The 14,376-nt window shown below is 35.0% G+C and carries 11 protein-coding genes; all 11 read left to right on the top strand.

All coding sequences use genetic code 11. The annotated features are described in order from the left end of the window. The first annotated feature begins 12 nt into the window (after positions 1 to 12). The 11 genes from K348_RS0110200 (at position 13) to K348_RS0110145 (ending at position 14,086) form a co-directional block, all read left to right on the top strand. Positions 13 to 1,152 carry a DUF4185 domain-containing protein gene (locus K348_RS0110200; RefSeq protein WP_029904866.1) on the top strand — a complete coding sequence of 380 codons (1,140 nt, stop codon included), beginning with the start codon at positions 13 to 15 and terminating at the stop codon, positions 1,150 to 1,152. 12 nt (positions 1,153 to 1,164) lie between these two features. Continuing rightward, the gene (locus tag K348_RS0110195; protein WP_029904865.1) at positions 1,165 to 2,832 is read left to right on the top strand and encodes a ribulokinase; all 1,668 of its coding nucleotides are present in this window, start codon (positions 1,165 to 1,167) and stop codon (positions 2,830 to 2,832) included. Positions 2,833 to 2,866: 34 nt separating this feature from the next. Further along, entirely contained in the window at positions 2,867 to 4,840 is a 1,974-nt protein-coding gene (locus K348_RS0110190; protein ID WP_029904864.1) for a glycoside hydrolase family 97 protein, read from the top strand. Between the two features lie 284 nt (positions 4,841 to 5,124). After that, positions 5,125 to 7,062 carry a transglutaminase-like domain-containing protein gene (locus K348_RS0110185; protein WP_029904863.1) on the top strand — a complete coding sequence of 646 codons (1,938 nt, stop codon included), beginning with the start codon at positions 5,125 to 5,127 and terminating at the stop codon, positions 7,060 to 7,062. Positions 7,063 to 7,073: 11 nt separating this feature from the next. Further along, positions 7,074 to 7,523, top strand: a complete 450-nt coding sequence (locus K348_RS0110180) for a DUF1573 domain-containing protein (protein ID WP_197027648.1) — start codon at positions 7,074 to 7,076, stop codon at positions 7,521 to 7,523. A 47-nt stretch (positions 7,524 to 7,570) separates the two neighbouring features. Then, positions 7,571 to 8,278, top strand: a complete 708-nt coding sequence (locus tag K348_RS0110175; protein WP_029904861.1) for a bacteriocin fulvocin C-related protein — start codon at positions 7,571 to 7,573, stop codon at positions 8,276 to 8,278. A gap of 1 nt (position 8,279) precedes the next feature. Further along, on the top strand, positions 8,280 to 9,164 hold the full coding sequence (locus tag K348_RS0110170) for a TlpA family protein disulfide reductase (RefSeq protein ID WP_197027647.1): 885 nt from the start codon (positions 8,280 to 8,282) through the stop codon (positions 9,162 to 9,164). Positions 9,165 to 9,280: 116 nt separating this feature from the next. Then, on the top strand, positions 9,281 to 9,961 hold the full coding sequence (locus K348_RS0110165) for a bacteriocin fulvocin C-related protein (RefSeq protein WP_029904859.1): 681 nt from the start codon (positions 9,281 to 9,283) through the stop codon (positions 9,959 to 9,961). Between the two features lie 121 nt (positions 9,962 to 10,082). Beyond that, positions 10,083 to 10,967: a TlpA disulfide reductase family protein gene (locus K348_RS0110160; RefSeq protein ID WP_029904858.1), complete on the top strand. Its 885-nt coding sequence runs from the start codon at positions 10,083 to 10,085 to the stop codon at positions 10,965 to 10,967. Positions 10,968 to 11,416: 449 nt separating this feature from the next. Beyond that, positions 11,417 to 12,025, top strand: a complete 609-nt coding sequence (locus K348_RS0110155; RefSeq protein WP_156032855.1) for a hypothetical protein — start codon at positions 11,417 to 11,419, stop codon at positions 12,023 to 12,025. Between the two features lie 315 nt (positions 12,026 to 12,340). Beyond that, a complete protein-coding gene (locus K348_RS0110145; protein WP_197027646.1) occupies positions 12,341 to 14,086 on the top strand; it encodes an O-antigen ligase family protein in 1,746 nt (581 codons plus the stop codon). Positions 14,087 to 14,376: the final 290 nt, after the last annotated feature.

The raw sequence follows: 14,376 nt of genomic DNA, 5'->3' as shown, positions 1-14,376 counted from the left end.
ATAATAAGAGTAATGGAATTAAAAAATAAAACCGGATATTCACTATTAATAATAGGATTGTTTCATTTTCTGGCAATGTCAGCGAATACTAACATCTTAAAATCCGGATTATCACAAAATAGGAAAAAACTAAACTTAAAAATAAAGAAAGTAGAACAGGTAGCACGTGTAACCGGAACACCTGTACAGGGGGACAACCTACCTTCTCCGAATAATACGACGGACATGTATGATGTAGGCGGAACAGATTTAGGTATTGTCTGGGAAATGGAAAAAGGAAAATACGGCATATTTATGGGAGATACCTATGGCAAAGGATTTATTCCCGATCAGGATGACCCGGCAACTTTCGGCGACAATTGGAGATGTAACGTATTGGCTTTTTCAAAAGATAATGATCTTCGTGATGGAATAACCATTGATGCAATGTCAGTCGATGAAAAAGGATATGCACAAGAATTGATTCCCGGAGGAAAGGACAAATCGGGTAATGGCGACTGGACTTCGATTCCGACGGCAGCTATCCGAGCAAACAACATAGATTATGTCCATTATTTCAATATGAAAAACTGGACAGGCTGGGTTACTAATTATTCAGGGTTATACAAATCAACAGATAACGGGCAAACATGGTCTGAATGTCCGGATGTGTATTTCACATCAGACAGCAATTTCGGACAGGCCGGATACTTTAAAAAAGACGGATATGTATATATGGTCGGCACTGAAACCGGTAGGAAAAGCAATCCGCGTTTGGTTCGGTTTAAAGAAAAAGATATTGAAAAACAATACTTATACGAGTATTGGAACAAAGATAAAAATAAATGGATAAGAGGAGATGAGTCTGAGGCAACCAACTTATTCGAAGATACAGTAGGTGAATTATCCATTGCTTACAATACAAAATACAAGTGCTGGATTATGGCATATTTTTGTGGAAAGAGATATGAAATATCCCTGCGCTGTGCGACCGAACTGACAGGGGAATGGAGTGAGCCGCTGACATTGGCTACAGGCAGGCAGTATTCTCAATTGTATGGTTCATTTATTCATCCCGCCTCACTCGACGGTGACGAACTGTATTTCCTGATGTCGATGTGGCGGCCTTATAATATTTTCCTGATGAAAGCAGAATTAACTACAGAAAACTAATATATACTATATATGGCTAAGAAATATGTTATTGGCATAGACTACGGAACAGATTCGTGCCGTGCCGTGATAATCGATGTGGAAAACGGGGATGAAATATCTTCTGCCGTTTATTATTACCCACGATGGAAAAAAGGATTATACTGCAATCCGGAGGAAAATCAATACAGGCAGCATCCGCAGGATTATATAGATACATTGGAACTTGCGATAAAAGAATCATTATCTAAAGCAGCGGGTGATATTTCGAAAGATATAATCGGTATTTCTTTCGATCTGACAGCCAGTACTCCTTCACTTGTAGATGAACAAGGGACGCCTCTCGCTTTACTCGATGAATACAAAGATAATCCGAATGCAATGTTTATATTGTGGAAAGATCATACAGCCATTCAGGAATCAATAGAGATCAATGAACTGGCGAAAAAATGGGAAATAGACTTTACTGCATATGAAGGAGGAATTTATTCAGCAGAATGGGTATGGTCGAAAGTACTGCATGTTCTTCGGGCTGATGAAAAGGTACGACAAAAGGCATATTCGTGGATCGAGCATACCGACTGGATGTCGGCTCTGCTTACCGGAAATACCAAGCCGGAAAAAGTGCTTCGCAGTCGTTGTGCAGCAGGGCATAAAGCTATGTGGCATGAGAAATGGAACGGACTTCCTTCGGAGGAATTTCTGACCGCGTTATCACCTTACCTTGCCGGATTCCGTTCGCATCTTTACGAAAAAACTTATCCCTCAGATACTTCAGCCGGAAATCTTACCGCAGAATGGGCTGGTCGTCTAGGATTGACTACGGAAGTTAAAGTAGGTATAGGTGCTATCGATTGCCATATGGGTGCTGTAGGAGTCGGAATAAAACCCGGTTCTTTTGTACGGGTAATGGGAACATCGACCTGTGATATAATGGTTGTGCCGTATGACGAAATGAAAGATAAGCTTATTCCCGGTATTTGCGGACAGGTAGACGGGTCTGTAATTCCCGGATTTATCGGCTTAGAAGCTGGACAGTCGGCATTTGGCGATTTATATGCATGGTTTAGGAATGTATTGGAATGGCCTTTGAAAAATATCTTACAGAAGTCAAAGGCACTCAATGAAGAGGCAAAAACTTCACTAATAGAAGATATCAGCCATGAAATCATTCCTTTATTATCAGAGGAAGCGGCAAAGGTACCTATTGAAAAAAGTATTATTGTGGCTACCGACTGGATGCATGGACGCCGTACGCCGGATGCTAATCAGCTCCTTACCGGTTCGATAACCGGTTTGACACTCGGTAGTTCTGCTCCACTAATTTTCAGGGCATTGGTAGAAGCTACGGCATTCGGTTCGAAAGCTATTATCGAACGATTTATCGAATCGGGTATTGAAATAAAAGAGGTTATAGGCATTGGGGGGATATCCTTAAAATCCCCGTTTGTGATGCAAACACTTTCAGATGTGATAGGTGTGCCTATAAAAGTTGCCCGCTCACAACAAACCTGTGCATTAGGAGCAGCTATGTTTGCTGCTGTAGTAGCAGGGAAATATAAGACTATTGAAGAAGCTCAATCAAAAATGGGGCAGGGCTTTGTCTGTGAGTATAAGCCGGACATGAATAATCATGAAAAATATAAGTCATTATATGAACGGTACATACAGATAGGGAAATTTACAGAATCATGTTTATAAGAAAAACTCATATCTCACACAAATCTAATATAAGATGAAACAAATACAGACAATCTTACTTTTATTATTTATTACTTTCCCTATTTGGGCGCAAAAAAGTGTAAAACTTGCCTCTCCTGACGGTAAACTGAAATTTGAACTGCGTTTAGGAGCGAAACAACCGGAATACAACATTTCTTATGATAAAGTTATGCTTATAAAAGACTCGCCTCTTTCTATTGAATTTTCGGATGGATGGTGGGGTGAGAACCTGAAAATAACGAAACCGGTTCATCGGGTTTTGAAAGAAGACTATGAACTGATAGTGGGTAAATCGAGAAAAGTACACAGCCATTGTAATGAAGTACTCATTCCATTTACAGAAACTAATAAGTTAAAGAGACAGGTCAATCTAGTCGTTCGTGCGTTTAACGACGGTATAGCTTTCCGCTATGAATATCCGAAACAAAAGGGACGTTCTTCACATGTAATATATAACGAAGCCACCACCTTTAATGCGGTAGGTAATCCGGATGTATTGCGGCTGCATTTACCCGGATTTATATCTTCTCATGAAGGGGAATATACATATGGAAAATACAAGGGGATCGAAGAAAACAAGTTAATGGATATGCCGGCTACATTCCGCTTTGGCTATGGTATCTATATGTCGATAACCGAAGCTTCCGTTCGTGATTATGCAGGAATGATGTTAAGCAAGGAAAACGGTATGCTTTACGGTAAATTATCGCCGAAACTAGGAGATGCGCGCATAAAAGTCGAAGCTGCATTGCCTCATAAGTCTCCTTGGAGAACACTGATGATAAGTGACAGGCTTGGCGCATTGATAGAATCGGATATATTAACCAACCTCAACGAACCATGCAAAATAGAAGATACTTCGTGGATAAAACCGGGAAAAACTACCTTTACGTGGTGGAGTGGCAACGTGGTTCCCGATACAACATTTTCACCGGGAAATAACTTTGAAACCAATAAGTATTATATAGATTTTGCTTCCCGCAACGGGCTCGATTATCATTCTATATATGGTTATGCCGAAACCCCGTGGTATACCGATAACGGCTTTAACTTCGGTACTATTGGTACAGAGGTAGATATAACGAAGCCGATTGCACCGCTGAATATGAAATATATTTGCGATTATGCAAAAAGTAAAAGTGTAGGCATCCATGTCTGGCTCAACTGGAGAGCATTGTATCCTAAATTGGACGAAGCATTCGCCAGATTTGAAGAGTGGGGTATAAAGGGCATGATGGTAGACTTTATGGACAGGGATGATCAGGAGATGATCCTTATTCAGGAAGAAATTCTGACCAAAGCAGCAAAGCATAAGCTATACATACAGTTTCACGGCTCGAGTAAACCTTCAGGATTGCACCGTACCTATCCCAATGAATTTACCCGGGAAGGAACACTCAACTACGAAGTATATAAATGGAATGCGGAACAGGTGAATGCCGATCATGATATCAATATGCCATTTACCCGTTTGCTGGCAGGAGCGGCTGATTATCACTTAGGAGGATTCAGGGCTCTTCCCCGTTCGGAGTTTAAGATACAATATGTAAATCCTTTCGTTACCAGTACGCGCTGCCATATGCTGGCTATGTATATAGTGTTGGAAAGTTATCTGGGGATGGTTTGCGATACGCCCGAGGCATATGAAGGACAGCCGGGATTTGACTTTCTGAAAGATGTGCCTACAATATGGGATAAGACTGTCGTACCTGATGCATCATTACGCGAGTATGTTGCAGTTGCCCGACAGAAAGATGGAGAATGGTATCTGGGAGTTATAAATAATAGTAAAGGACGGATATTGGATATTAAACTTGATTTCTTGGGTACAGGAACATACAAAGCGGAAGTATATACCGATGCTCCCGATGCTGAAACAAATCCGAATCATTTGAAGAAAGAAATAAAACAATTGACGGCTAAAGATATTTTGGAATTGCCACTTGCTGTTGACGGGGGAGCGGTAGTTCGTTTTAAACCTATGTGATTTATATAATATCAGATTATTTATTGGAGTTCTTAAAGCCGCATCTCTTCGGGTGCGGCTTTATTTTCTACATGATACCGAGTGATAATTAAAGTAATAATTCCGATTATGAGAAACAAATACAGACAGATTATATCTCGTAATTGCGGCATTTGTTATATTATTTGCTACATCTGTGTTTAATCCCTAATATCTATTTACATAAATTTGTTTTAGTTAAGATTTAATGTATTACTCGTTTACTAACAAGTAATCAATCTGACTATTATACTAATCATTATATTATGCCCAACAAAATCTATCTGATATTACTCTCCTTTGTAATATTCCTTTACTCCTGTTCACTCAAAGAAAACAGATTGGAAAATGCTATTAAACAAGCAAAAGAAAATAAGCCAGAGCTAGAAAAGGTACTGAAACACTACAGTGAAAATATCGAAGACAGTTTGAAGTATAAGGCAGCCTGCTTTCTTATTGAGAATATGCCGGGACATTTATCTATTAAAGATACATTAACAATTATTGCTTATTATAATGAAATCGATTCTTTAGCAAAATTATATGATTTTCCCAAACATGATAAAAGGGATTCACTGTTTCTGATAATTAATAACAAATATAAGGATATTCAACCAAGCTATGTGTCCGATATAGAGATTATAACTGCAGATTATCTAATCAAAAATATAGAAGAATCCTTCTCTCTGTGGAAAGATGGTAATTGGGCAAAACATATAAACTTTGATGAGTTTTGTGAATATATATTACCCTATAAAATTACCGAAGGTCAAATCCTGGATAACTGGAAAGAGTATTTCTCCGGATATTGTGAAAAAACAGTGAGTGAAATATATTGCGACCAGCATAAAAATATGGCATATTTGGCATGTGGCTGTGTCAACAACGATTTATCTCACGAAATACGTCCCCATCTAAAATCAGTAGATGGCTATCCTATATTAAAAATGAATACCTTAACAAAAGTACCATATGGCACATGTGATGAATATTCCATTCTGGCCTTATCCGTCATGCGGGCTAAGGGAATACCGACCGCCATAGACTTTACGCCCCAATGGCCGTTTCAAAGCAAAGGGCATTCATGGAATGTCTTGCTAAATAATTTTGGTAAACATATGGTTTTTGAAGGCGCGATGTCCAGTCCCGGAACATTACACAAAGAAGATCATAAAATGGCAAAAGTTTTTCGGAGAACATATGCTATAAATAAGGAAATAGAAGATATACATGAAAGTGAAAAATTTATTCCTTCCGTATTTGATCTTCCCTTTATTAAAGATGTCACTCCTGAATATATGGCAACACGGAATGTGACTATAAATATCGATAACAAGAATAAACATTCTTATGCATATCTCACTGTATTTGACAACAAGCAATGGCAACCAATACATTGGGGCAGATGTAAAGGGAATACCGTAACCTTTAATAATATGGGACGGGATATCGCTTATTTACCGGTATATTATACTGTGAAAGGAATTGAGGCTGCTGCCGTACCTTTTATTATTACTGCAAAAGGAGATACAAAAGAACTTATTGCCGATACACTTCATAAACAAACATTAAAGCTATATAGAAAATATCCGCAGCTTACTTATACCGACTTTGGAGGAAAACGTATGGTAGGTGCGAAATTACAAGCTTCTAATGATTCTCTCTTTCAGGATTTAAGATCTGTTCATACAATCCCCAAAGCTACACAGGTGGAAGATATCCGGTTGTCAGGCGACAGTCTCACTTATCGCTATTGGAGATATTTTTCTTCTGATTGGAGTTTTTGCAGCATAGCTGAACTGGCCTTTTTCGAGAAAGATTCAGTTAAACCTACGTATGGACGGGCCATTGGAAACGAATCAGATAAAAAAGAATTGGCATTTGATAAAACTCTATTGACATTCTTCGAATCGCCTAGTACATCTGGTGCCTGGGTGGGAATGGATTTTGGAGAACCTGTATCTATTAACAGGATTGTGTGTATAGCAAGGGGCGATGGTAACTGCGTAGAACCGGAAAATGAATATGAACTATTGTATTGGGGCAAAGATGCATGGGTATCAATGGGTAAGAAAACAGCCCAAGATTTTTACATAGAATATGAGAATTGCCCCACAAATGCACTCTTTCTGCTTCGCAACCATACAAAAGGAAAGGAAGAACGGATTTTTACTTATGAAAATAATAAACAAATATGGTGGTAAATGGTATAATTATGGAAAAAAGTAGAATTATTAGAATTGTATTTATGGCTTTTCTTATTCTGAGTTTTCTTTCCTGTAGCAACAAGTCAGTAAAGGAAAATGAAGAAATAGCTAAAGAAAAGAAAATTGCTAAAAATGGTTTCCTCATTCTATTTGAAGAAGATGAATATGATTTTGGCTCAGTAAACGCTAATGATAAAGACAATGAATTCATATCCAAAGAGTTTGTCTTTATCAACCGGAATGAAAAGCCTTTGATTATTACTAAGGCAGATGCTTCGTGTGGATGTGTTTCCACTAAGATACCCGATAAGCCTATCCTAAAAGGGGAAAGAGGAATTGTAAATGTATCATTGGATACAAAACAGCTTACAGGGCACTTCACTAAAAATGTATATGTAAAATCGAATGCCGAAAATGATGTTGAACTACTACGCGTAACGGGAGAAATCAAAAAATGAAGGAATAAGAAATATTCCTTTTCTGTATTAATTCAAAACATTAATTTATGAAAATTAAATTGTTAAGTATTTTTATTGTCCTGTGTGGATTCGGTTTGTTCTCATGTTCGGGAGACGATGAGTATTACAGCTGTGATCCGGAAGCAAATGAATGGGCAAAAGATAATCTGGATGATATCCGGAAAATGACCCGTAGCGAGTGGCTTAATGTAGATGTGGATCTTCAAAAGGTAGCATATCTAGCGTTTACAGCAAAACAGAAACAAGTTTTCTGGTTAGAAAAAACAAATGAAATAATGGCTTTGGGTTGGTCTGATATGGAAGCAGAACATTTGAAAAAAGCATATAATTTCTTCAATAATAATCTTGATTTTTTTGACGATGATATACCTTCAGAGCAAATATTAAAGGAAGCAGATATATTCTTTTATAAATGGTCCGAATTTGCTAAAGATAGGCTTGGATGGAATGATAATCTTATTTCGTCAATGTATATGGAAGGATATAAACTATTAGACAAAGAAGGAAATATGGAAATTGCACAAATCTCTACAAAAAGGCTTAAGTTTTATAGTGAATCTTCCAAATGTGATTGTCTAACTAATCCTACAATAGGGCAGCCCGAAAGTTGTAACAAAAATAATAATAAACAATGTATGGGTGTTCAAGTCTCTATATGTAAAGGTAAAAAAGGGTGTAGTTGGGCCTGGCAAACTGATTGTGATGGAAGATGTTATCCTTTATTTGGCCTATAAAATGAGAAAAGTATTAATAATATTCTTATTATCATTACTTTTCTTCATATTAATTTCTCCTTTTAGAGGGGAAATTATAACTTTTTGTAATCTTCAAGGAGTACAGACCTCTTCTATAGTTGGAATGATAGGCTATTATTTCATTACTTTAGTGTTGATTATCAGATATGAAGATAAAATACCGAAGCTTTTAATTATTATTAGTATATTTTTAGGAGCCTCAATATTTTCTTTACCACTTTATATTTTTGATCTGAAACATAATTCAACATCTTTTTTAGAATATATTATAAGGATTTTGAGTATTTTACTCGCTTTTTTATGTTCTCAAATAAAGACTAAAAAATCTAGGGTCTGGTTCACGATAATCAGCCTTAATGTTTGCTTATGGCTATCGACGATCGGATATAATTTTTGGAATTACAAACTGGCATATGGAACTTTTCGGGGGAAAGTTTCAGATGATAATATATATAATTTGACTTTTGATATTGCTAATAATACCAAAGTTTCAATAAACGAATTTAAAGGAAAATATTTGATTGTGGATTGTTGGTTTACATATTGTAATGGGTGTTACGAAGAATTTCCAAAAGTACAACAATTATATAATAAGTACAAAAACGATGGGACTATTTCTATTTATTCCTGTCATTCACGCATAGAAAGCTATAATGAGAATGTTTCGACAGGAAATGAAATATTAAGAATGAAAGGCTTTGATTTACCTTCTTTGTCAGTTAATATATATGATACTATATTGAAAGAAATAGGAGTAAAATCATACCCTACTGTTCTTATTTTCGATAAAAATAGTAAACTTATCTATAGGGGTGATATAGATGGAGCGGAAAAATTGATTAATAAATTGACAATGGACAGATAAATAGATTTATAGGAATGCTATGAAACTACTACACAAAACGGGCGAAATTAAAAAATGAAGGAATAAGAGATATTCCTTTTCAGTATTAATTTATTATTAATTAAAAACATTAATTTATGAAAGTTAAATTATTAAGTATTTTACTTGTCTTGTGTGGATTAGGTTTGTTCTCATGTTCGGGAGACGACGAGTATTACAGCTGTGACCCGGAAGCAAATGAATGGGCAAAAGATAATCTGGATGATATCCGGAAAATGACACGTAGCGAGTGGCTTAATGTAGATGTAGGCTTGCAAAGGGCTGCATATGTAGCTTTTGTCCCTGATCAGAAAAAGAATTTTTGGATGCAAAAAATGGATGAAGCTTTAAAATTAAATTGGAATGAGAAAGAGAAGGCTCATTTAAAAGAAATTCAAAACTATCTCAGTAGAAATATCAATTTTAGTACAGAAACGACTAAAGAAGAGAATATTTTCATCTATAAGTGGATAGAGTATGCGCGGGAGGAACTCGGCTGGACGGATAAGATTATATATGCTTTAATCTTTGACGGGAGATTCTTGATAAATACAGAGGGAGATTTGAAAGTGGATTTTCAAAAGACAACGACATTAAAGACTATGGGTGAACAGGATTGTGACTGTAATTATGATGCTGTTTTTACAAAATGTTCAAATATGATTGGTTTCAAGTGTTACAAAGGAGGACTTGATCCTAAAAATCCATGTAGAGAAAAGAAAAAGGGATGCGGGGCTTTTTGGAATTCACCATGTGACGGAGAATGTTATCCGGGTTAAAATAAATTTACTCATTTAGTAAAGACTAAAACCTGAGTTTCTAGAAATATTAATAAAAAACACTTACAAGAGGTTGCTCTGAATTGTCAGACAACCTCTTGTGAAAAATATAAATTATTGTATGAAACCATTAGTTAAAATTTTTCTTTTATCATTTTTGATCTTTCTCATAATATCTCCATTAAGAGGAGGATATATAGAAATTGGAGAGATTACCGGATTTCTATTATCATCCATTGTGGGTTTTGTGGTTTATTATTCTTTTACTTATTATATTACATATAAGTATAATGAAAAAATTAAACCGGCAAAGATATTAGGAGCGATATTACTTGGTGTTTCAATTGTTACCGTGCCGATGCATGCCGCAGATTTTGAACCGAGATTAATCTCCTTACCTGAATATTTTATCCATTTACTAGGTATTTTGTTGGGTTTTAGTTGTTTCTATATCAAAAAAATATATTTCAAAATTACATTAACCGTACTCAGTCTATTGGTTGCTGCCTGGTTGTCAATTCCGGGATATGAGATGTGGTTGCATAAAATAAACTTTCATACTTTTACAGGAAAAGTAACGGACGATACTGATTATAATCTGACATTCAACAATACAGACAGCGATACCCTTTCAATTAAGGATTTTAGAGGCAGATACCTTCTTTTAGACTGCTGGCATAGCTTTTGTGGAGTATGTTATCAGGAACTTCCTTATGTACAGGAAACATATGACAAATATAAGGACAACTCACTTATTAAAATATATTCACTTCACTGCCGTATGGAAGACAGAGATGAGTCAGTCCAAACAGGAGCTCGTATCTTAAGTGAAAATGGATATTCTCTTCCTGCTTTATCAATTGATATTGAAAATTCAGTATTAAAAGAAGGTATTGGAGTAGAAGTTTTTCCTACTGTTCTTATTTTTGACAAGGAAAGTAAATTAATATACAAAGGAAATATTGAAAGAGCTGCAAAACTCATTGATGATATGGTTGATGAGTGAAAAAACTAATCGGCAAAGATATTAGTAGCGATAGTGCTTGGTGTGGAATTACGTCGGTGCAGCTGCATGCGTAAAATGCGTTTTAAGTTTACAAGAATATTATAAATGTAATGGTAATAGCTGAAGATGAATGTTATAAACAAACCTCCCCAAATCACTAAAAAAAGACTTATTATAGGCATAATAGGATTTATACTTATAATAAGTCTTTTTTTATACACATTCATTTTTTGAATTTTTGAAGGTCAAAATATTAATGTGATGGATATTGCACCGATAATTAAACGTTTACAACAAAAAAAGCATATTACATAATTAATGTGCTCTTACATGTTGATTCTTATTTAAAATATTGTTTGAATAAATGAAAATAATAAACCAATATGGTGGTAAATAATAAAATAATTTCAAATAACATGCCTAAAAAGATTAACATAACTAGGATCTCTATGAAAAAAATTAAGTTGTTTTTATTAGTAAGTTGCTTTCTATATGCAAGTATAGCTGCATCTCAATCATTGCAAGACTCTCTAATAACCTGGAAGGATAAAGTAGAGTATGCAAAAAACAGAGTTCCGGATGAAGAAGAAAAAGGCGATAGTAAATATTTGACTTTAATTGATTATACCTATAAAGGTGTGATTGAATCTGAAAGTGTCAAATCTGCTATAATTGATTCCATGTTGTCTCCCGATGCCCCCTTTCCGATAGAACTACCGCCTATTATTGTTACAGATACCACCTATTCGGAAGATAGGCGTACAATTACGAAAACAAAATATCCACTATTTGATATAATAACGGTAGGAAAAGCTATAGAAGCCCCTTATTTAATAGACAGGGATAAATTAAGGCAAACCTTTAATTACGCTGTTCGTGTCGGCTGGGAATTTTTAGAAACAGAATGGAGCTACAAAGGTGTTAAATACAAATCTATAGCCATTGTTTCTGACGAAGGCATAGGCGTTTTTTTCGATCAAATATTTTTTGGTATTACGGGTGGAATTACTACTACAAGTAAGCCAATAACAGCAGAATATTCACCATTTGAACCATAAATTTGAATATATATAATTAATCATTTTAAAAATTATGTCAATATGAAATTATTTTATTTATTTCTCTTTGTAATAGCCGGCATGACGCTAGTATCATGTAGCAATGACTCTGATGAAGGATTAGATACTATCACGAGTTTTACAGAGCCCGACACACACCGCCTACTAAAACTAATAGACTCTAATTTATATTCAAGCTTAGGTTAAGAAGGTGTCTTTTTTAGAAGGCACCTCCTTTTTCTTAATTTTACTTTAACTAATCTTTCTATTGATTAAAAAAATCAAAGGATGCTTCTTAATAAGAACACAATCAGGATGATAAAGAATAATATTGAACAAATATTGTATATCATATTTTCATTATTGCTTTTTTTTGGAAGCATTTTCCTTAATTCAAGTCTATTTGTAGATAAAGAAATTTCCCCCCAGCGAATAGTTTTTTGCATGTTTGCTTTAATTGCAGGTCTAATTATTGTAAAATCAATCATTGGCAAAAAATGTAAATTTGACTTATTATCAGTAGCGATATTGACTTTTTTCGTATATATGTTTTTTAATTTATGTTTTTCTCCAATCATTGATATTACAGCATTATACAGTATTTGTTTTTTATTATTGTTTTATTTTTTCAAGCTGTATAATAAAAGCCATCTTATAAATTCTATTATTGCGATTTCTTGCATAATAACTGCCATTTATGGACTATTGCAGTATGCACACATTGTAAATAATTATACCGAATTCCCCATAGTAGGGCAGTTTGACAATCCAGCAGGCTTCGCAGCTTGTCTAGCAATCGGCTTCCCATTCTGCTTAACAATTAATATAAAATCCAAAGTAAGTAAATATCTGAAAATATCAGCATCTATAATAATTATTACTGCTATAGTTCTATCCGAGTCGAGAGCAGGTATTTTGAGTATACTTATTGCTGCAATTTTCTTTTACTACAAAGATATTAAAGGTTTGTTTAGACAAAAAAGCAAATATTTTTTATCCGTTTTATTTATCTCGGTATTAGTGTTTTTGGGCTTTCTGTTTTCATTAAAACAAGACTCATCTAATGGGCGACTATTGATATGGAAAGTAAGTTCGAACATGATTAAAGATAACCCTGTGTTTGGCAAAGGCAACTGTTCTTTTCGTTCCAAATACATGACATATCAGGCAAACTTTTTTAAAGAAAATCCCGAAAACAAATTTTCTATACTTGCGGACAATGTAGCCCATCCTTTTAACGAATATTTACTTGTCACCGTTGAATACGGGTTAATAGGTTTATTGTTGTGTTTTGTTGTTATTTTTATTGGTTTTAAATATAATCTGAAAGACAAATCGCCTCATTTGATAGCATTATTATCCATTATTGTTTTTGCCTGTTTTTCGTATCCTCTGCGGTATGCTTTTGTATGGCTTATTTTGGCTTATTGTTTGGCAGAAATGAGTAAAAAAACTCCGATTATATTTACAATGAAAAAACTTACAACTTCTATCCTGTCTGTAATAATCATACTTATTTGTGCCCTCGGATCATATTTTCTGGTTAAAGATGTATCCTTTGAATATAGATGGAAAAAACTTACGAAACCCATTTCTTTAGGGAGAATCGAAAAAGTACTCTCTCCATACAAATATTTGCATAACAATTGGAATGGCAACCCTTTGTTCTTGTATAACTATGGAGCTGTGTTAAATCATAGAAAAGAATACACGAGCAGCTTAGATATCCTTCATCAATGTGAAAATTATTTCAACGATTATGATGTTCAGATGCTTTTGGCTGATAATTATTATAATCTGGATAATCTTGACGAGTCTGAAAAACATTACATGTTAGCCTCGAATATGTGCCCCAACAGATTTTATCCTCTCTATTGGAGAATGAAAATATATGATGAAAAAGGGCAGCCCGAGAAAGCTATGGAGATAGCAAGAATTATTACAATGAAAGAAATAAAAATACCTTCACCGGCGATTACAAAAATTATAATGGATGCAAAAAATAGGATCAATGCAGAAAAAAGCATTTATAGTAATCTTCCCCCAAATAAGAACTCCTGATATTATCTATTTATAAGAAAATACCAGGAGCTTATCTTTCTAATTTGCTTGTTAAAGCTAATTCAGTTGTCTCGCAAAGATTCGAACTTTGACAGGCAGAACCAAAATCTGCAGTGCTACCATTACACCACGAGACAATCCTGTAGCCCGAAAGGCGGTACAAAAGTATATCAATTTTATTAAAAAACAAAAGAAATCCTGCATTTTTCCATCTACAGTAACTAAATCGGTGACCCTCAACAGGTGATGACCGGATATTTTTGTTTTTTGAACAATATCTTTTACCCTTT

Source organism: Prevotella sp. 10(H), assembly GCF_000711235.1.
Classification (GTDB): domain Bacteria; phylum Bacteroidota; class Bacteroidia; order Bacteroidales; family Dysgonomonadaceae; genus Dysgonomonas.
Note: the sequence above shows the minus strand (reverse complement) of the source record. Positions and strands in the feature narration are given on the sequence as shown.

Excerpts from the sequence above, each read along its gene's own strand:
- K348_RS0110175 (WP_029904861.1), top strand. The coding sequence starts at position 7,571 with ATGAAAATTAAATTGTTAAGTATTTTTATTGTCCTGTGTGGATTCGGT.
- K348_RS0110160 (WP_029904858.1), top strand. The coding sequence starts at position 10,083 with ATGAAACCATTAGTTAAAATTTTTCTTTTATCATTTTTGATCTTTCTC.
- K348_RS0110180 (WP_197027648.1), top strand. The coding sequence starts at position 7,074 with ATGGAAAAAAGTAGAATTATTAGAATTGTATTTATGGCTTTTCTTATT.
- K348_RS0110165 (WP_029904859.1), top strand. The coding sequence starts at position 9,281 with ATGAAAGTTAAATTATTAAGTATTTTACTTGTCTTGTGTGGATTAGGT.
- K348_RS0110155 (WP_156032855.1), top strand. The coding sequence starts at position 11,417 with ATGAAAAAAATTAAGTTGTTTTTATTAGTAAGTTGCTTTCTATATGCA.
- K348_RS0110200 (WP_029904866.1), top strand. The coding sequence starts at position 13 with ATGGAATTAAAAAATAAAACCGGATATTCACTATTAATAATAGGATTG.
- K348_RS0110145 (WP_197027646.1), top strand. The coding sequence starts at position 12,341 with ATGATAAAGAATAATATTGAACAAATATTGTATATCATATTTTCATTA.
- K348_RS0110185 (WP_029904863.1), top strand. The coding sequence starts at position 5,125 with ATGCCCAACAAAATCTATCTGATATTACTCTCCTTTGTAATATTCCTT.
- K348_RS0110195 (WP_029904865.1), top strand. The coding sequence starts at position 1,165 with ATGGCTAAGAAATATGTTATTGGCATAGACTACGGAACAGATTCGTGC.
- K348_RS0110170 (WP_197027647.1), top strand. The coding sequence starts at position 8,280 with ATGAGAAAAGTATTAATAATATTCTTATTATCATTACTTTTCTTCATA.
- K348_RS0110190 (WP_029904864.1), top strand. The coding sequence starts at position 2,867 with ATGAAACAAATACAGACAATCTTACTTTTATTATTTATTACTTTCCCT.